The sequence below is a fragment of the Pseudohalioglobus lutimaris genome (genome assembly GCF_002866825.1).
GTDB lineage: Bacteria > Pseudomonadota > Gammaproteobacteria > Pseudomonadales > Halieaceae > Halioglobus > Halioglobus lutimaris.
Genome location: NZ_PKUS01000011.1, coordinates 22,536 through 39,544, shown reverse-complemented (window position 1 = coordinate 39,544; position 17,009 = coordinate 22,536). Strand labels below are relative to the sequence as shown.

10 protein-coding genes and 1 pseudogene are annotated in these 17,009 nt (G+C 49.9%); 4 read left to right on the top strand and 7 right to left on the bottom strand.

Annotation, left to right across the window (positions count from 1 at the left end):
• The 3 genes and pseudogenes from C0039_RS10660 to C0039_RS21500 all read left to right on the top strand — a co-directional run.
• Entirely contained in the window at nt 1-1,602 is a 1,602-nt protein-coding gene (locus C0039_RS10660) for a phospholipase D-like domain-containing protein (RefSeq protein ID WP_076001521.1), read from the top strand.
• A 162-nt stretch (nt 1,603-1,764) separates the two neighbouring features.
• Nucleotides 1,765-2,799: a helix-turn-helix transcriptional regulator gene (locus C0039_RS10655; RefSeq protein WP_076001522.1), complete on the top strand. Its 1,035-nt coding sequence runs from the start codon at nt 1,765-1,767 to the stop codon at nt 2,797-2,799.
• Between the two features lie 245 nt (nt 2,800-3,044).
• Nucleotides 3,045-3,269, top strand: a pseudogene (locus C0039_RS21500) (IS3 family transposase); the annotation flags it as partial.
• Nucleotides 3,270-3,664: 395 nt separating this feature from the next.
• Here C0039_RS21500 and C0039_RS10645 read toward each other — a convergent pair.
• From C0039_RS10645 to C0039_RS10620, 6 genes are all read right to left on the bottom strand, one after another.
• Entirely contained in the window at nt 3,665-4,492 is an 828-nt protein-coding gene (locus tag C0039_RS10645) for a DUF1214 domain-containing protein (RefSeq protein ID WP_207796423.1), read from the bottom strand.
• Between the two features lie 161 nt (nt 4,493-4,653).
• Nucleotides 4,654-5,738, bottom strand: a protein-coding gene (locus C0039_RS10640) for an IS3 family transposase (RefSeq protein WP_101518048.1) whose coding sequence is annotated in 2 segments (ribosomal slippage) — nt 4,654-5,477 and nt 5,477-5,738 — 1,086 coding nt in all. Because the reading frame shifts where the segments join, the coding sequence is not laid out codon by codon here.
• A gap of 38 nt (nt 5,739-5,776) precedes the next feature.
• A complete protein-coding gene (locus C0039_RS10635; RefSeq protein ID WP_207796422.1) occupies nt 5,777-6,427 on the bottom strand; it encodes a DUF1254 domain-containing protein in 651 nt (216 codons plus the stop codon).
• 3 nt (nt 6,428-6,430) lie between these two features.
• On the bottom strand, nt 6,431-7,891 hold the full coding sequence (locus C0039_RS10630) for a DUF1254 domain-containing protein (RefSeq protein WP_207796421.1): 1,461 nt from the start codon (nt 7,889-7,891) through the stop codon (nt 6,431-6,433).
• 313 nt (nt 7,892-8,204) lie between these two features.
• Nucleotides 8,205-10,580, bottom strand: a complete 2,376-nt coding sequence (locus C0039_RS10625) for an arylsulfatase (protein WP_101518047.1) — start codon at nt 10,578-10,580, stop codon at nt 8,205-8,207.
• 40 nt (nt 10,581-10,620) lie between these two features.
• Complete coding sequence (locus tag C0039_RS10620) at nt 10,621-13,008, bottom strand: arylsulfatase (protein WP_243391596.1); 2,388 nt, start codon at nt 13,006-13,008, stop codon at nt 10,621-10,623.
• A 71-nt stretch (nt 13,009-13,079) separates the two neighbouring features.
• Here C0039_RS10620 and C0039_RS10615 point away from each other — a divergent pair, with 71 nt between their 5' ends.
• Nucleotides 13,080-14,282, top strand: a complete 1,203-nt coding sequence (locus C0039_RS10615) for an AraC family transcriptional regulator (protein ID WP_133125981.1) — start codon at nt 13,080-13,082, stop codon at nt 14,280-14,282.
• Between the two features lie 112 nt (nt 14,283-14,394).
• On the opposite strand, the gene C0039_RS10610 is transcribed toward C0039_RS10615, so the two are convergent.
• Nucleotides 14,395-16,761 (bottom strand): TonB-dependent receptor, encoded by a 2,367-nt coding sequence (locus tag C0039_RS10610; RefSeq protein WP_165787095.1) that lies wholly within the window; start codon nt 16,759-16,761, stop codon nt 14,395-14,397.
• Nucleotides 16,762-17,009 lie beyond the last annotated feature (248 nt).

The following is a 17,009-nucleotide window of genomic DNA, read 5'->3' as shown; positions in this document are numbered from 1 at the left end:
TTGCGCCTCTCAGACACCAAACACGGCCGCGAATCCTCTGCCTCCCGGTTCGGAGGGTTCTTCCTGTTGCAGTACGGCGTGCTGTGTCTGGTTCTTTCCGCCTGTTCGACTGGCGTTGTCGTGCCTCCCTATGAAGCACCTCCCCCGAAATACGCCATTCCTCCAGCAGCGGATGGAGCCTTTTCCGAAATTGAGGACTACTACCGCACCGAGCATGGCACTGACATGTCCGGCTTCAAGTTACTGGATTGCAATGAAGGTGCACTGCGTTGGCGACTGGCGCTGCTAGACTCGGCACGGTATTCCATCGATTTCCAGTACTACCTCTGGTATGGAGATACCACGGGCCAGTTAGTGGCTGCCCGGCTTCTGGATGCGGCTGATCGTGGCGTCAAAATCAGAGTGCTGGTAGACGACCTCAACACCCTGCTTCGGGACGCTGCGTCCGTGGCACTGCGGGACAAAGCTGTCGCCTGGCTGGACCTCCACCCCAATGTCGAACTGCGGCTTTTCAATCCATGGACAAACAGGGAATGGGGGGGGCGTATTCAAGAGGGTCTCGGGGATTTCAATAAAGCCAATCAACGCATGCATAACAAGGCTTTGATTGTCGACAACCGCGCAGTCATCATCGGCGGGCGCAATATCGGCGACGAATACATGGGCATGAACAGCAGTTTCAACTTTCACGATCTGGATGTGCTCGGCGTAGGACCGGTGGCCCGTCAGACATCGGCAGTGTTTGACGCCTACTGGAACAGCCCATGGGTAATGCCTGCATCCGTGTTGAATATGCGGATCGCGCCGGAAGAACAGGGCCGGGCGCGAACCGAATTGTCCAGGCACCTCTCAGAAACAAAAGCACTGACCAACTTCACGATTGAACCCCAGTTCTGGGGTTCAGCGATCGCTGAATTGAGAGACCAGATGCACCCCGGGACCAGTCGGGTAATCGCCGACCTGCCCGGTGAAGACAGCATAGAACACGTCATGCTGGAAGAAATCCTCTCATTGATCAGCAGCCCACAGCGGGAGCTGTCTATTATCAATGCCTACATCATCCCGACCGAGAGGGGCATTGCCACACTGCAACAATTGAACGCCGAAGGACGCGAAGTCAGGATACTGACCAACTCCCTCGCATCCCATGATGTGCCCGCTGTTAACAGTCACTACAGGCCCTGGCGAAAACACATCGTCGATTCCGGCGCAGAACTTTACGAACTGCGTTCCGACGCCGCCATTCAGGCGGAGTTTGTGGATACCTACCCTACAGAAGGGCAATTTGTTGGCCTGCATTCCAAAGCTTTGGTAGTCGACCGGGAAATATCTTACATTGGATCGATGAACCTGGACCCTCGCTCAGCAGTCCTCAATACCGAAATGGGTGTGATCATCAAAAGCCAGAACCTGGGTAAAGCACTGTCAGACCTGATAGAGCGAGATATGCTTGCAGAAAATAGCTGGAAGGTTTCCCGGAATCAGGACGGAAAACTGCAATGGACGCACGACTCTGAATCTACCAGGATACAACCTGCTCGAAACTTCTGGCAGCGTATCCAGGAATTCTTTTTCAGAGCGTTTCCAAAAGAGTACTATTAAGCTGTGCCGACTACAGGGTTATCGACGGGATCATGAATACTTCAAGTTCGCCATTTTACAGAAAACTGGCACCCTGAATCGGCCCGGGTTTGTCGGAAGTGGTTTTATTCGAGTCAAGCTGCATGAGCTGACTCGTCCTGATAGTACAATTGGACCCGAATCATGAGCAAGGAATGGCGACGGGGGCCGGGAGACCAGCCCTGTTTTGCACTGTTACTTCAGGCTGCCCATCGAATTGCCCTCGAACATGGCATTCCCAGCGGTGAATTGTTTCGCGGTACCGGTCTGGACGAATCTGTTCTGAAAGATCCCTACACCATCATTGGCCGACACCAGGCACTCGCCTATTATCAGAATCTGGCGGCCGCGGGACCTCCTGGCATAGGCCTTGACGTAGGCCTTGCCACCACACTCAATGAGAGAGGCTCGCACGGGCACCTGTTGCTCGCCGTGGATACCATTCAAAGTGCAATCCAACTGGCACAGGAGTTCTACGACCTTGTATACCTGCACGTTGACTGGGCCGCTCGCCAGCAGGGGAATTTGTTCTATCACCGCTTTACAGAAGGCTACCCCCTGGGTGGTGCCAGGCAGTTTTGCATGGATAGGGCCCTGGTTATCGTGCAGGTTGGCGCAGAGTATTTTACCGCTGGTAAGTTAAAACCTACCCTGCTCACACTGGACGGCCCCAGACCCTCTTACGCTGCTCGCTACGATGACTTGTTCCAATGCCCGGTAAAGTTCTCCCAGGAGGCAACCGAGCTCCAGTATCCCAGTGAAGCGCTGGGCCACCGGGTCACAAGCCACGACCAGCAGGTTCTCGATGTCATGAAAAGCCTGTGCCAGAACCTGTTGGAGAAGTTACATGGCCGTCAGGACTTTGTTTCGGAGGTTCGCCGGGCAATCCACCTAAAATCCGGCAGTTTCCCGAATATTGACCAGGTGGCGGAGCGCCTTGGCTGTGCACCCCGGACCCTGCGCAGGAGGTTGCAGCAGGAACAGGAGAGTTTCCAGAAAATCCTGGATGAAGAGCGCAGTGCTGTTGCCAGCGACTACCTGCGAAACAGCACCCTTTCCATACAGCAAGTCGCCGAGCGCTGTGGCTTCAATGATCCACAGAACTTCTCCCAGGCCTTTCGCCGATGGACCGGACGCTCACCAAGCGAATTTCGCAAGAACACAAGTCAGGATCGTTGACTCCTCACGCAGTTTAACCGGCAGAGCCTGATTCAGGTGCTGGGAGCCAACATTCCACCAATTCCCACGACCGTGTTCCAGGCTCGCTTTTCAATCAGGCCCAATCGCATCAGGTTCTTCGTGCGCGTGAAGGACTGAGGGGCTCCCAATAAACAGGTCCAGAGAGAATGAGAATTTTCGGCTAGACTGACCGCAGCGTATTCCGATACAAACACCGTAGGCCGCCTCAGACTGAACTAAGGCAACGAATCAGAGACATTGCACATGCCAGGGTCCGGCACGGTCACAAGCGTATTCAGATTGTACTGAGGCGAGAAGGAATTCATGTCAATCATAAGCGAGTTTACCGGCTACATTGCGAGGAAGGCCTACAATTAAGCAAAAACGCCCCCGTAGGCACGTTAGCGCCTCTCACCGAAAACCGGTGCCGGCATGAAAAGCCAGTCTCCCTAACGAGGCCTGGAGCATGAATTTTTTCGCGAACCAACTGCGTGGTGGGCAGAAGTTTAGAGTCTTGACGTTAGTGGATGTTTTCACTCGGGAATGCTTGGCAGCGCACGTTGGCCAGGCACTTAAAGGCGAGGCAGAACGAGTATAACGAGAGCCGGCCTCACAAGGCTCTCAACAACTTTTCACCACTGGAATTTAAGGCTCAATGTGTTGCATAACGGCCGTGAATTCTCCTGCTTCCTGGACCTAGGAAGGGGCTACCCTCATATGGCTGAGAACTCTAGATTTGCGCGAGACTATTAAGCGGGGTACTTGCAAGGAGCCAAACGCTCTTTTGTATCATATTTGATTTGATTTCATTTTCATTTTTCCTTTTGTATTTACGGTTTTCCTTTATTTGTCTGTCAATCTAAAATTACTTCACCAACTTAACATCCGGCATCGTCCAGGATTTGTCCCAAAACTTCTCGGTGCCACCATACACACGAAGCACTGGTAACGGCTTCTTGCCACCAGTCGGAATCCAGTTGGATTTCTTCCCTTTGGGCGCTTTCGGGCCGAAATAGAGTGTCGTGCTGCCGTCCCTGTTTTTCTGCATTGTTTCACCATCGATGGCGGAAGATAGTCCAGGAAGTTTCTCTGGGGTATAGATAAAGGCCCATGTTTCCACATCGTAAATAATCAGGGACCAGAACTGTTTTATCGGCGCGTTGGCAGGCATTGTAAATGAGTAGGTTTTTCCTGCTTCTAACTCATTTCCATCTTCATCGGCCAACGCAAATAGATATTGGGTAGCCGGTTGTGGCCCTAATTTTTGTGGATAGTATGTGCCTATAAAATAGCGCTCTGCGCGAGTGTCGATATCTATCAAGTTTTCATAAATAAAGCTAAAGCCACTGTTCTTATCTGCAAACATGCCGTTACCCCAGTGCTTTCCCTCCCACCAAGTTCGTGATGTATCGGCAGAATGCAATATCCGTTTCTGCATGTAATAGTATGCATCTATTACTGCCTGTCGCATTGCTTTCTTGGTTTTTTCATCTGGGTTGTAAGGTTTGCCTTTCTCGATGCCGAGAGATGCCAACATGCCCATCATCACTTTGTCCTGCTCTTTAACATTCTCTAGAGTGAAGATAGCATGTACATCCTCAAACCAACGCTCATCGTATGAGGGTAGTGATGAAAACTGCATATCTGCGGGATCGATGAACTGCGTTTCTTTGGGGTCATCCAAATAATACATCTTGAGTGTCTTAGCATATGAATAAGCATCAGCAGTTGTTGCGGTCTCACTCTTGATCGAACGAAAGGCAAAATACACCCGGTAACTGGGGCTTTTGACTTCGAGATAACCAGATGGGATCTGTAATCCCCCCATTTTGCGCAGCAGCTATTTGTAGAAAATCATGCTGCTTCTAACAGGCGTCTTGGCGGCACTCCGCCAATCGCCGTGTTGGGGCGTTCGTTATTGTAAAGCCATAACCATTCTGTCGCGAGATGCTGCGCATGATCAACTGATTCGAAGGCGTGCATGTCCAACCACTCATGGCGCACAGTCCGGTTGTATCTTTCGATATACGCATTCTGCGTTGGCTTTCCCGGCTGAATATACATCAAGGTAATCCGGTTCTTGCTCGCCCAGTCGACGAGTGATTGCGCGATATATTCTGGCCCGTTGTCGAGCCGAATAGCGCAGGGCTTGCCGCGCCATTCAATGATTTGCTCAAGGCTGCGGATGACTCGCGCACTTGGGAGTGACAAATCGACTTCAATGCCAAGACCCTCACGGTTGTAATCATCGAGCACATTGAATGTCCGCAGCAGTCGTCCGTCTGCGAGCGAGTCGCTCATAAAATCCATCGACCAAACCTGGTTCACTGCGGTCGGAACGCTCAGTGCATCAGGTCTGTCACGCTTGATTCGCCGCCTGGGCTTGATTCTTAAATTCAGCTCCAACTCTCGATAGATCCTGTAAACCCTCTTGTGGTTCCATCCATAGTGCTTGACGTTGCGCAGATACAAAAAGCACAAACCAAAGCCCCAGCGCTTATGCGTTGCAGTCAGTCTGAGCAGCCAGTCGGCGATCTCAGCGTTCTCCGATGAGAACTTGGGGTCATAGTAGTAGCAAGATTCACTGACGCCCAAGCATTGGCAACCAAACCGGATGCTGATGCCGTGGCGCTGTATTGCAGTCCTCGCCATCTCTTTGCGCAGAGATGGCTTTAGAGCTTTCCCTCGAGGGCCTCCTGCCGGATCTCGGCCTTGAGGCGCTCTTCAGCGTACATCTTCTTGAGCCGCTTGTTCTCTTCTTCAAGCTCTTTGAGACGCTTCATCATTGACGCGTCCATGCCACCGAATTTGGCGCGCCATTTATAGAACAGGCCCTGGCTCATGCCATGCTCACGGCACAAATCGGTGACTGATACGCCTTCCTCATTCTGTTTTATGATCGCCAGTATCTGGCTATCGCTAAATCGTGACTGTCGCATAGAAAACTCCTTCCATTCATTTTAGTGGAATTTTCTACTTATAACCTCTGCGGATTTTTGGGGGGATTACAGATCTCCTTCTCATAACCGGGAGGAGTCAGCAGTAACTTGCCTCCTTTACCCTCATCGACACCCGATGGGCCGACGTCGGCGATCGACAATTGCCAGTGGTCGACAATTTGACCGTATAGACTAGCTTTGTCTGTTTCAGCAGGGATTTCTAGAACCACGGGGCCCTTGCTCAGGTCTGTGAGTGCTGTTATGTATGGAGTGACATTATTAGCGGTCAGCGTCTCCAGATTCGCTTCAGCTGGCTTTGAGTAGGCCAGAATTGTGTTGTCAGCACCTCCAACGCCCTTCGTCGCATGGGTAAAGCTATAGATAGCTACAGCAGGCATCGACCAGAGTACAGTTTCGAAAGCTCTCTGGTACTTCACTTGATAGTCTAAATCAGCAACTGAAGCTTTTGACCCTGCGGGTGGCTTTCCACCAATGGGATCTTTTGGCAACGACTGGGCATGAACCTGACCCATGAGACAAGTGGCAGCCAACAAACTGCCTATTGTTAACGCCTTAATCCTTTGAACTATCTTTTTTTCTCTCGCTACATTAAATATTTTATACACCACATCACCAACAGCAGAAAGATTGGCAAGGTACGAGTGCCGCTTTCCGCCGTCTGAGTTCATGAATTATTCTCTAACAAGCCCCGGAGCAACCCATTTACCTTCAAGAGCCTCTGACTTAGGACCATAAAGTCTCAAAACAGCATAAAAAGGACCATCTGGAGCAGGTAACCAGTTTGATTCCAGCTCTTTACCTGGAGATTCTTTTTGCACATAAAGGGTTAAAGAACCATCCTCACTAATAACAAACTGCTCCATCATAGGAGAATTAAGAAGATACCTGTTTAGAGGGTTATCAATAAGAAGCTGTGTTCTACCGTCATACATTGTCAGAGACCAGAATGCTGATACTGGTGGGAGTTCACCTTTTTTGAACGTCATTCTGTAGTTGTTTTTTGAGGCGTCTAATGGAGCATCCTCTGCATCTACCAAATAGGTAGGGTAGATAGCTTCAGCACCTGAATTTCCGTATATACCCATCTGCGCTGCAGTTGCGCGAATTATAAACAGGTCATCCAATTTATAATTTTCTTTTGCGCTTTTATTTAAGAATTCTCGTGTGCCAAATACTTTCGCACTTGACAATCGATCTTTAGAAGCTTCCGCTCCAAATGCTTTTATAGCTGCAAGACCCTCTTTAGCGCCTTTTTCTAGAGCTTGTTGAATCTCTGGAGATAATTTCTTGATATCGAATTCACCATTACCGTCCAATCCAATTCTTGCGAATCTTTTCAAAAGGGCTTGTTCTTCCTCCGGTGTTTTTACGAGAGTTAGCATAAAGTCCAAATAGGCAAAAGACTGAGCGTTAAACTCAGCTCCTGCTTCCCACTTTGGAAAATCAATAGCCACTGCTGCAGGGGGAGCTTTTGTGCCAAGAAAAGCACTTAACGGCTCAACATGGTATGCCTCCTGAATTTCTTTGAGATCATCTATATCACCGGGGTTAAAGAGTTGCGTACGGTGAATGCTAAAAATGAACTGCGTTTCAGAAGGAATAACCTTTGTAATATCCTTGGGTACCTCTCCCTTCCAATCAGGTCCGGTCAGGAGGTATTTACCAGGAACATTCCCCGTTGCTACTGTACTGATATAAGCGAAATTGTGTGTATAGAGGTCAATGAGTTGTACTTGATAAAATCGTTCTTTTTCTATCTTTGGAATAGTGAATACAGCCGGTTCAGCTCTCAGGTCTACCCATGTCATGCAATAAGGCGTATCTGAGTTTGGTGTAATAATCGCTTTATCTTCAGGTGTATATACTCTGGCCACACATGCTAACGAATTAAAATCTCCTTTATACTCAGGTGATTTTTTATCGAGGGCATAGTCGTACATCGTTTTGTAGTTGAGCACTAAAGGAAAGCCGTAAACATAAGCATCTTTGGCAATTTGGGTTATCTCTTCCAGCGTAAGCGTTTCTTCTTTTGGGATAAGCGTTGCTTCTGTTGGGGAATCTTTAGAGTCTGACGAACAGCCCGATAACATTATCACCAAGCTAGCCAATGCTATTACATATGTCTTCATCATTTCGGATCCTTTCACATTCATTTCGATATAGTGACTTTTGGCAATACGTATAGTGGGTCAAGACTCTCTGTAACCAACTATATGCAGTAGGCCCGCCAGTGCCACGTCTTTGCGCTCTCCCAGGGTACCATCATAATTTACCAATAAATTTCTGATAGTTGGAAAAGGAAATACCCTTCACACCGACTGGTGCACTCTCAATCTTCTCCGTCATTGTTCCAGTTTAGTGGCAGCGCTTTTTTGGGCCGCAACTAAACCGATTTATGTCATACCTCGGTAAAAATCACCCTACGCCAGAGTTCATGAATATTTTCTAATCGATATATTTGATATTGATCTTTTCGATTCTGCCATTGAATTTAAATGGAGCTCTATCATAGTAATCCAGTGATACGGGGGCATTGAGATCCATGCCGATATCAAAAGTTTCAGAAGCGGTGAAGATGGCGGGGACCGAGCGCTCTACACGCCCCTGACCAACCTGCTTTCCGTTGACCTTCAAAGTGATAGTCGCCGGAGCCATGCGCTCTTGGGCGTCATACTTTGTGGTCACCTCGATTTTCACCTTACCCGTTTGAATTGGAGATTTAGAAGTAATCTTATAACGGTTCAGGGTCAGGGCATTATATTCGACTTTCAATAACCCCTTGTCCATATATACGGTGAATCCGGCAGAGATACCACCCATAGCAAAAAGCACGCCTTCTGCATCTTTTGGTATGTCGGCATCAATCACAGCCACAGTAGAACGTCCGCTTGCAAATTTAGGAGCCAAACCTTCCGGGATCCGCGTCTGCCCTTCATAAAAATTCCATTCCGTAAGCGGTGATGATGGCATTTCGCTGGAACTGTAAAACGACGTATACAATCCTGCACCAATGGGATAGACGAGGTTATCCGTCGCCACGTTATCAAAGATAGCCTTTAACTCGGCTAGTTTTTGAGGATTCTCTTGAGCAAGATCCTTTGACTGGGAATAGTCATTGTTGAGGTTATAGAGTTCCCATTTATCTGTCTCTGGTTTCCAGTTGATCATACCAGATGGATCAGCTGACCAAGGCGCTTTGGGGCCAAAGGTTCCAGCAAACCAACCTTGGTGATAAACACCACGACTACCCATAATTTCAAAATATTGCGTTGTTTTAGCACTTTTTGCTTCGGCACTATCAAAGGTGTAGGCCATAGAAATACCGTCTAGCGGCTGCTGTTCTACTCCATTTACAAACTTGGGCGCTGTAATATCAAGAACGTCATAGATCGTCGCGGCAATGTCGTTGACATGGTGAAACTGCGAACGGATTTTTCCGTCATGCTTGATCTTTGCAGGCCATGATATAACCAAGGGTGTACGGGTTCCTCCCAGGTAAGCAGCAAGCAGTTTTGTTCCCTGAAAGGGCGATGCACCGGCATAAGCCCAGCCATGGTGATACATGCTATCGAGCTTAGGTCCGCCCAATGCATCCATACCGCCATAGTCTTTATTGAGCACGTCGAGGTGCTGGTCAATGGTGGATGGCATAGAGTTGTGAGCTAATAATTCAGAAATACTTCCCTCCCTACCTTGAGCATCAGGGCCGTTATCGGAGTGAATGTAGATGATCAGGGTATTGTCTAGATCTCCCTGACGCTCAATTTCATCAACAATCTTGCCGTACTGCACATCGGTATGCTCCAGAAAGCCTGAATAGATTTCCATCAAGCGTGTGTGAAACTCGCGTTGCGACTTCGGAATGTCGTCCCATTTCTGCATGCTTTCTGCCAGCGGATTAAGAACGGCATCCTGAGGAATCCACCCCAACTCTTTTTGTTTTGCCATGGTCATGGTTCTGAGCACTTCCCAGCCCTCATCAAATTTCCCTTCATACTTGTCCGACCATTCCTTGAAAACATGGTGAGGTCCATGAACAGCACCAGGGGTGAAATACACAAAGAAAGGCTTATCAGGATTGAGCGCTTTACTGGTACGTATCCACTGAACAGCTTTTTCAGCCAGGTCTTCTGTCAGGTGATACTTGGGGTCGTGTGGCGCTTCGACAGGGTTGGTGTTTTCAAACAACACGGGTTCATACTGTGATGTCTCTCCTGCCAAAAAGCCATAAAAGTAGTCAAATCCCAGCCCTGTTGGATAGCGATCGAAGGGTCCAAGCCTGGTGATGTCCGTTACGGGTGTGTTATGCCATTTTCCGAACGCCGATGTGTTATAGCCGTAGTCACTAAGTACTGTTGCAACGGTCGCTGCAGACTTGGGTATTTTTCCTATATAGCCATCCCAGTCAGAAGCAAACTCGGCAATCTGACCCGCACCCACTCGATGGTGGTTACGCCCAGTCAGTAATGATGCTCTGGTAGGAGAACACATGGCAGTTGTGTGAAACGCGTTGTAGCTGATACCAGCATCAGCCAAGCGCGCCATCGTTGGCATATGAACGGGACCTCCAAATACCTCAGGATTGGAGAATCCCGCATCATCGGTCATAAAAATGACAATATTCGGCGCGTCTTTGGCTAGATGGTCCTCGGTTTTGCGCCACTGGTGTTTTGAATCTTTCAATGTCTTACCCGTCACACTGGCCTGACCAGGTTCTGGAAAGGGTAAGACAGACCCGTCACTTTTAGGGGCAGCCTGCGCTGAAGCTGAACAGATGAATGCCAGCGCGGTGACCGTGCTTATTTTGCATAGTGTATTCATTTGATGACTCTTTTAGATTCTTGCGTGATCAGCTTTAAAATTACGGGATATATTTAATATGAATCTCGTTAATCTTGCCGTTGAATCTGAAGGGCGCTCTATCAAAATAATCCAGTGCCACAGGCGAACCATAGTCGAGCCCCACGTCAAAGGTCTCGGAAGCGGTGTGTCCACCGGGTACTGACCGTTCTACACGTCCCTCACCCACCTGTTTTCTGTTTACCTTCAAGGTAATCGTCGCTGGAGCCATACGCTCCTGGTTGTCATACGTTGTTTCTACTTCGATCGTTACCTTGCCGGTGGGGAGCGGCTCTTTCGAGGCGATCTTGTAGCGGTCCAATGTCATGGCGTTGTATTCGGTCTTCAGTAGACCTTTGTCCATATAAACGGTGAATCCTGACGAGATACCACCGAGAGCAAAAAGAACCCCTTCTGCATCTTTTGGTATTTCTGCATGGATCACGGCCAACGTGGAGCGTCCGCTTACAAACTTGGGTGCAATGGCTTCAGGAATTCGACCTTGACCTTCAAAAAATGACCATTCCGTCAAAGGAGATGAAGGCATTTCACTGGAGTTGTAGAGCGCTGTATACAGTCCTGCTCCAATCGGATAAACGAGGTTGTCTGTGGCCTCTTTGTCAAATACGGCTTTCAACTCAGCCAGCTTTTCCGGATTTTCTTTTGCCAGGTCTTGCGACTGTGAGTAGTCCTTTTCCAGGTTGTAAAGTTCCCACACATCATTTTCTGGCTGCCAGTTTGTGACACCTGAAATGTCGGTAGACCATGGTGTTCGAGGACCAGGAGTCCCTGCAAACCAACCATCGTGATAAACACCACGGCTGCCCATAATCTCAAAGTACTGGGTTTTCTTGGTGGGCTTGGCTTCGGGATCATCGAAGGTGTAGGCCATGGATGTTCCGTCAAGTTGTTGCTGTTCTACTCCATCGACAACCTTAGGCGCTGTTATCTCAAGAATGTCATAGATCGTCGCAGCGATATCGTTGACGTGATGGAATTGAGAGCGCACTTTTCCGTCATGCTTAATTTTTTCCGGCCAGGAAATCACCAAGGGTGTTCGTGTTCCACCCAGATGAGCCGCAACTAACTTAGTACTCTGAAAAGGTGCAGATCCTGAATAAGCCCAGCCATGGTGATACATGATGTCAAGTTTGGGGCCCCCTAAGGCATCCATTCCGCCATAATCTCTATTAAGAACCTCCATTTGTTGTTCTTGAGTTGATGGCATTGAATTCTGTGCCAACAGTTCAGATATCGTTCCATTTAGACCCTCAGCGGAGGGACCATTATCGGAGTTAATGTAAATAATTAACGTGTTTTCTAGCTCTCCCTGACGTTCAAGTTCATCTACAACCTTTCCGTACTGCACATCAGTATGCTCCAGGAATCCTGAGTAGATCTCCATCAAGCGTGTTTGAAACTCGCGTTGAGACTTAGGAACATCACTCCACTTTTGCATGCTTTTTGCCAAGGGGTTCAGCACGGCGTCCTGAGGAATCCACCCCAGTTCCTTTTGTTTTTCAAAAGTCATGGTTCGCAATGCTTCCCAACCTTCGTCAAACTTTCCATCATATTTGTCAGCCCACTCTTTGAAAATATGGTGCGGCCCATGAACAGCACCTGGAGCAAAATAGACAAAGAACGGTGTGCCAGGGTTGAGTGTTGTACTGGTTCTAATCCACTGAATGGTCTTTTCAGCCAAATCTTCAGTCAGATGATATTTGGCATCATGCGGTGCCTCTACAGGGTTTGTATTTTCAAACAGTACAGGTTCATACTGCGATGTTTCCCCGGCTAGAAAACCATAAAAGTAGTCAAACCCGAGTCCTGTTGGATAACGGTCGAAGGGCCCGAGTTTTGTGATGTCAGTCACGGGTGTGTTGTGCCATTTCCCAAAGGCCGCCGTGTTGTAGCCATAATAGGAAAGCACCTGTGCAACGGTGGCTGTAGACTTGGGTATTTTCCCCACATAGCCGTCCCAGTCTGAAGCATATTCTGCAATCTGACCTGCACCAACTCTATGATGGTTACGCCCCGTTAATAATGACGCTCTAGTAGGAGAACACATGGCAGTGGTATGAAATGCGTTGTAACTGATACCTGATTTAGCCAGGCGGCTCATGGTTGGCGTATGAACCGGCCCTCCAAATGTCTCGGGGTTGGAAAATCCCGCATCATCGGTCATGAAAATGACGATGTTAGGCGCGTCTTTGGGAAGCCGGCTCTCTTCGACTCGCCATTGATGTCTTGAATCGGCAAGGGTTTTGCCCGCCGTACTTGCTGACGGTGGTTCCGGAAACGGTAAGACGTCCTGAGCCTGAAGTTGCGTTACTCCCAAGAGTAAACCAATCGAGCAAACTACCAGGCAAAGTCTGGTATAAAAGGGCGAAGTTCTTTCAGTGGTATTCAATTTCTTTCTCCTGCCTTGACGACATTGTTCTCTTCAACGATCAGCTTTCTATCGGCAACACCAGAATATTTTTGGCTGAATCGAACTTGTCGAACAGATCAAATGTAACCGTCAGCTCTTCAATCAGTGTAAATCCCTGGCGCAACCCGAACCACCAATACTTGTCATTATGTGCCACGCTCATCTACACTGCGCTGGGCAAGTGTGTCCTTTTGATCCAAATCAACTGGTATCCAGCAAGGGAAGGTGTGATGTTTCAACCCGCTAAGCAGGTCATTCGTTTTGCCAGGGTGGCTGTGATGCAACCCTTTTTGGCTTACTTTGAAAGCATTGGCGTGCCTACGGAAAAATACCTGTTACAGGTTGGCCTGACCCCGGCCATGCTTGATGATCCGTACACTCCAATTCCCACAAGTCTTGCCTTCGAGTTCATCAACGCAACATGCGAGGCTGAAGGTATCGACGATATCGGGCTACTCGCCGGTCAGGCGACATCGCTGCAAATGATGGATGAGTTCGGCGACAGACTGCTCGCAACGAAGAGCATAGGGGGCTACTTGAAACTGGGCTGTCGCCTAATCAACGCCGTATCGTCGGGCGATGACTATTGGTTAGCCGAAGGCGATGAAGAAATTCACTTCTGCCAGTTAATCTCAGGGTTGAACGAGCAGGATGCAATACAAAATTATTTGTATACCTCGCTGGTCACCATCAACACCATTCGCCAGGCGAGCAAGGCAACATGGTGCCCTCCGGAAATTACAATCCCCGGTATGAGACCGGGCACCGCGGCCGGGTTAGCGGCACTGCTGCCCGGCACGACAGTGATTCGGGAAGGCCCTTACGCTTCATTCCAGATTCCGCACAACGTACTGGCGTACCCCATGCCTGCAAAGGACGAACGGGCGCCGAACGGAGGGCATTTTTCCCCGACGCTTCCGCTGCCAAACGACTTTGTCACATCTATCAAGCAACTTATCGAGACGCTGATTATTGCGGGAAACCCCGATATCCATTCGGCGGCAAGCACGGCAGGTTTGAGCCTCCGCACTTTGCAGCGCAGACTGGCCGACTCTGGCACCAACTATTCTGCGCTGGTAGCAAACACGCGCATCGATATAGCCATACGCTGGATTCGGGATGGAGAGCATTCGCTAGCTGATACTGCGAGTGCCCTGGGCTATACAAACCAGGCAAACTTCAGCCGTGCATTTCGCCGTGTTACCGGTCTGTCGCCCAGGACTTATCGGGACAGCATACATCGATCGCGGTAGGGGTTAAGATCCATCAGCATCCTTGTGCAGACATAAAAAAAGACCGGGAGCTCTCGCTGCCGGCCAAAGTGTCTAATCGCTCGACTAGTTTCGAGCGATCAAACCAGAGGTTTCAAAAACGATACATCGCCTGGACAGCTATAGTGCGAGGACGCTCCATGTAGGTGGTGTAGGAAGGCGTACCCAACACGCCTGACAAGGGGGTGTCGGTAGAGAAAGAGGCTATGTCCTCATCCGTCAGGTTCTTGCCAATCAGGGCCAGGGTCCAGTTTTCCGTTTCCAGAGCCACTCGTGCGTTCACCCGGGTGACACTGTCCTGGATGATGTTGTCGTCCAGGGTGACGTTCACGTACTGCTCATCGGTATAGAGCAGGTCGAGATTGCCGCGAAAATCAATATTACTGGTAAGTCCTGTCACGTACTCAAGGGATGCGTTGGCTGTCCACTCCGGAGAAAAGATATTCGCTTTGCCACTGTAATCACAGACGGAGCCAGCGGGCAGGCCCGTTCCTGCACTACAGGCGCCATCGTACTCGTCAAACTGGAAATCGAGGTAGGCGCCCGCGAAGGTCATGGTCAGCCCCTCGGTGATCAACCAGCGTCCGTCAATCTCGATGCCCTGGGATGTCGCTTCGGCGGCGTTACCTACCAGGAACCCGACCACGCCATTGAACTGGCTGACCTGCAGGTCCTCGTAGTCGCTGTAAAAGATTGCCGTGTTGAATTCCACTCGACCGTCCGCCAGACGACTCTTGCTGCCGAGCTCCCAGGCCAGCACACTTTCGTCCTCGAATTCAAACTCATCTGCCGCTGCCGAGTCACCGCGAGCATCAAAGCCTCCCGCCTTGGCGCCGGATGAAACCGATCCGTATAGCATGGTGCCATCGGATATGTCCCACTCCAGGATGGCAGTCGGCGTAATGAAGTCCTCGCTCCGGCTATCTTCCAATCGGTGAATGGGGAAAACACCGCCGGTGGCCTCACCCAGGTTGGCGTAATCGATACCGAATACCGCTCTGGCGGTAGCGGCCTGCGTGATGTCCAATTCGCCCGTACTGGTGCGAGTGAAATTCATCTCCCGATAGCCGTTCTTATCCTCGTAGGTGTAGCGTGCACCCACGGTCAGGCGTAGAGCATCGGTGAAGCTCCAGGTACCCTGGGCGAACCCCGCGTAGAGTTCACTGTCGCCATTAAATTCACGCCAATTGGTGCCATCGGCCAGGACAGCCACGGCCGGGTTAAGCAGCCCCAGGGCGCTAAAGAATCCAGTGGTCGGAAGCGGCGTGCGGACATTGAAATCCAGGTCCCAATCCTGATAGTACAGACCCGCGATCCACTCGAAGGAGCCTTCCCCTGAAGATACCAGGCGTATTTCCTGACTGAACTGAGTGTACTCTTCCTCCGCGTTATTGGTCCACACAGCAAAGCCTGACGCATCTGAATCGACGGATTCTTCCAGGTCATAATCCATATAAGCCGTGACGCTGGTCAGTGTAAAGTCCTCAGCATCCCAGTTTACCGCCAGCGTGATATTGTTGGTGTCAGTGTTACTGTTCTCAGCGTTGTTTGTATTACGCTTGTAGTTCTGTTTGCCGTCATCACTGCCGATATCCTGCCCGGAAGCTGCCCCCAACAAGCCACCCGCCTCGGCGTAGGTCAAGCCGAAGAATGGGCTGGTTGGGTCGCTATTGGGATAAGAGAAGGTCAGTTCGTCGTTACGGCCGTTGAAATCGAACTCAGAGACCTCCACTTTCAAAACTGCTTCAAGACTATCGGTTATATCCCAGGCCAGAATTCCCCTCATGGTGGTTTCTTCCCGCCCCACTTCATCGTCACCGGTCAGGTTATTCTCGAAATAACCGTCATCTTCCAGGTAACGCAATGCCAGGCGGCCGCGCAGGTTATTGGTAATCCCCCCGGAAAGCACCATTTGCGTTTCAACCGTATTGTACTCAGGCTCGTACTCCACCATGAAGCTGCCCTCGAACTCATCAGTGGGCTTGTTGGTTACCAGTGAAAGGGCACCACCGATACTATTTTTGCCAAAGAGTACATTCTGGGGCCCACGCAGCACTTCCACACGCGCCAGATCCATAAACGGTGCACGGGCCAGGGGAGAACGCCCCAGAGCCACATCGTCCAGGTACTGTACTACGGACTGCTCAAAGCCCTGGTTAATGCCCGAACTGATGCCGCGGATAGACAGATAGTTACCAATCGAGGTTTCAGACTTTTGAAAGTTGGGTACGTAGGCCGTCAGATCACCGAGATTTCTGATCCCGGCTTCCATCATCTTGTCACCGGATACCGCACTGACAGACAGCGGTACATCCATTAATGATTCCGCACGCTTTTGCGCGGTAACGATAACCTCCTCCAGTGCCTGACTGTAGGCAGTACCCGGGATAGCTGCAACGGCCAGCGCTATGGCGGCAGGCAGGCGGCGAATCGTTGTCGAACAATTGGTTTTTATAGTCATGACGGTTCCTATGGAGTTAGACATTACACTGATACCCAGGAACGGAATTCTAAGGTGTCTATACAAAATTCGTCGGATGAAATGTGGACAGGTTCGTATGAACTTCGGTCTCTGTCTATATGATTGGTATCGTGTGCCAATACCTGACGCTCAATGTCAGGCGGTTGTATTATTGAGTGTAGCTGGCGTTAGCAACACCAGCGGCACGGCCGTCGCAATGGTAGACGGCTACTCAACAAGCCCGAAAT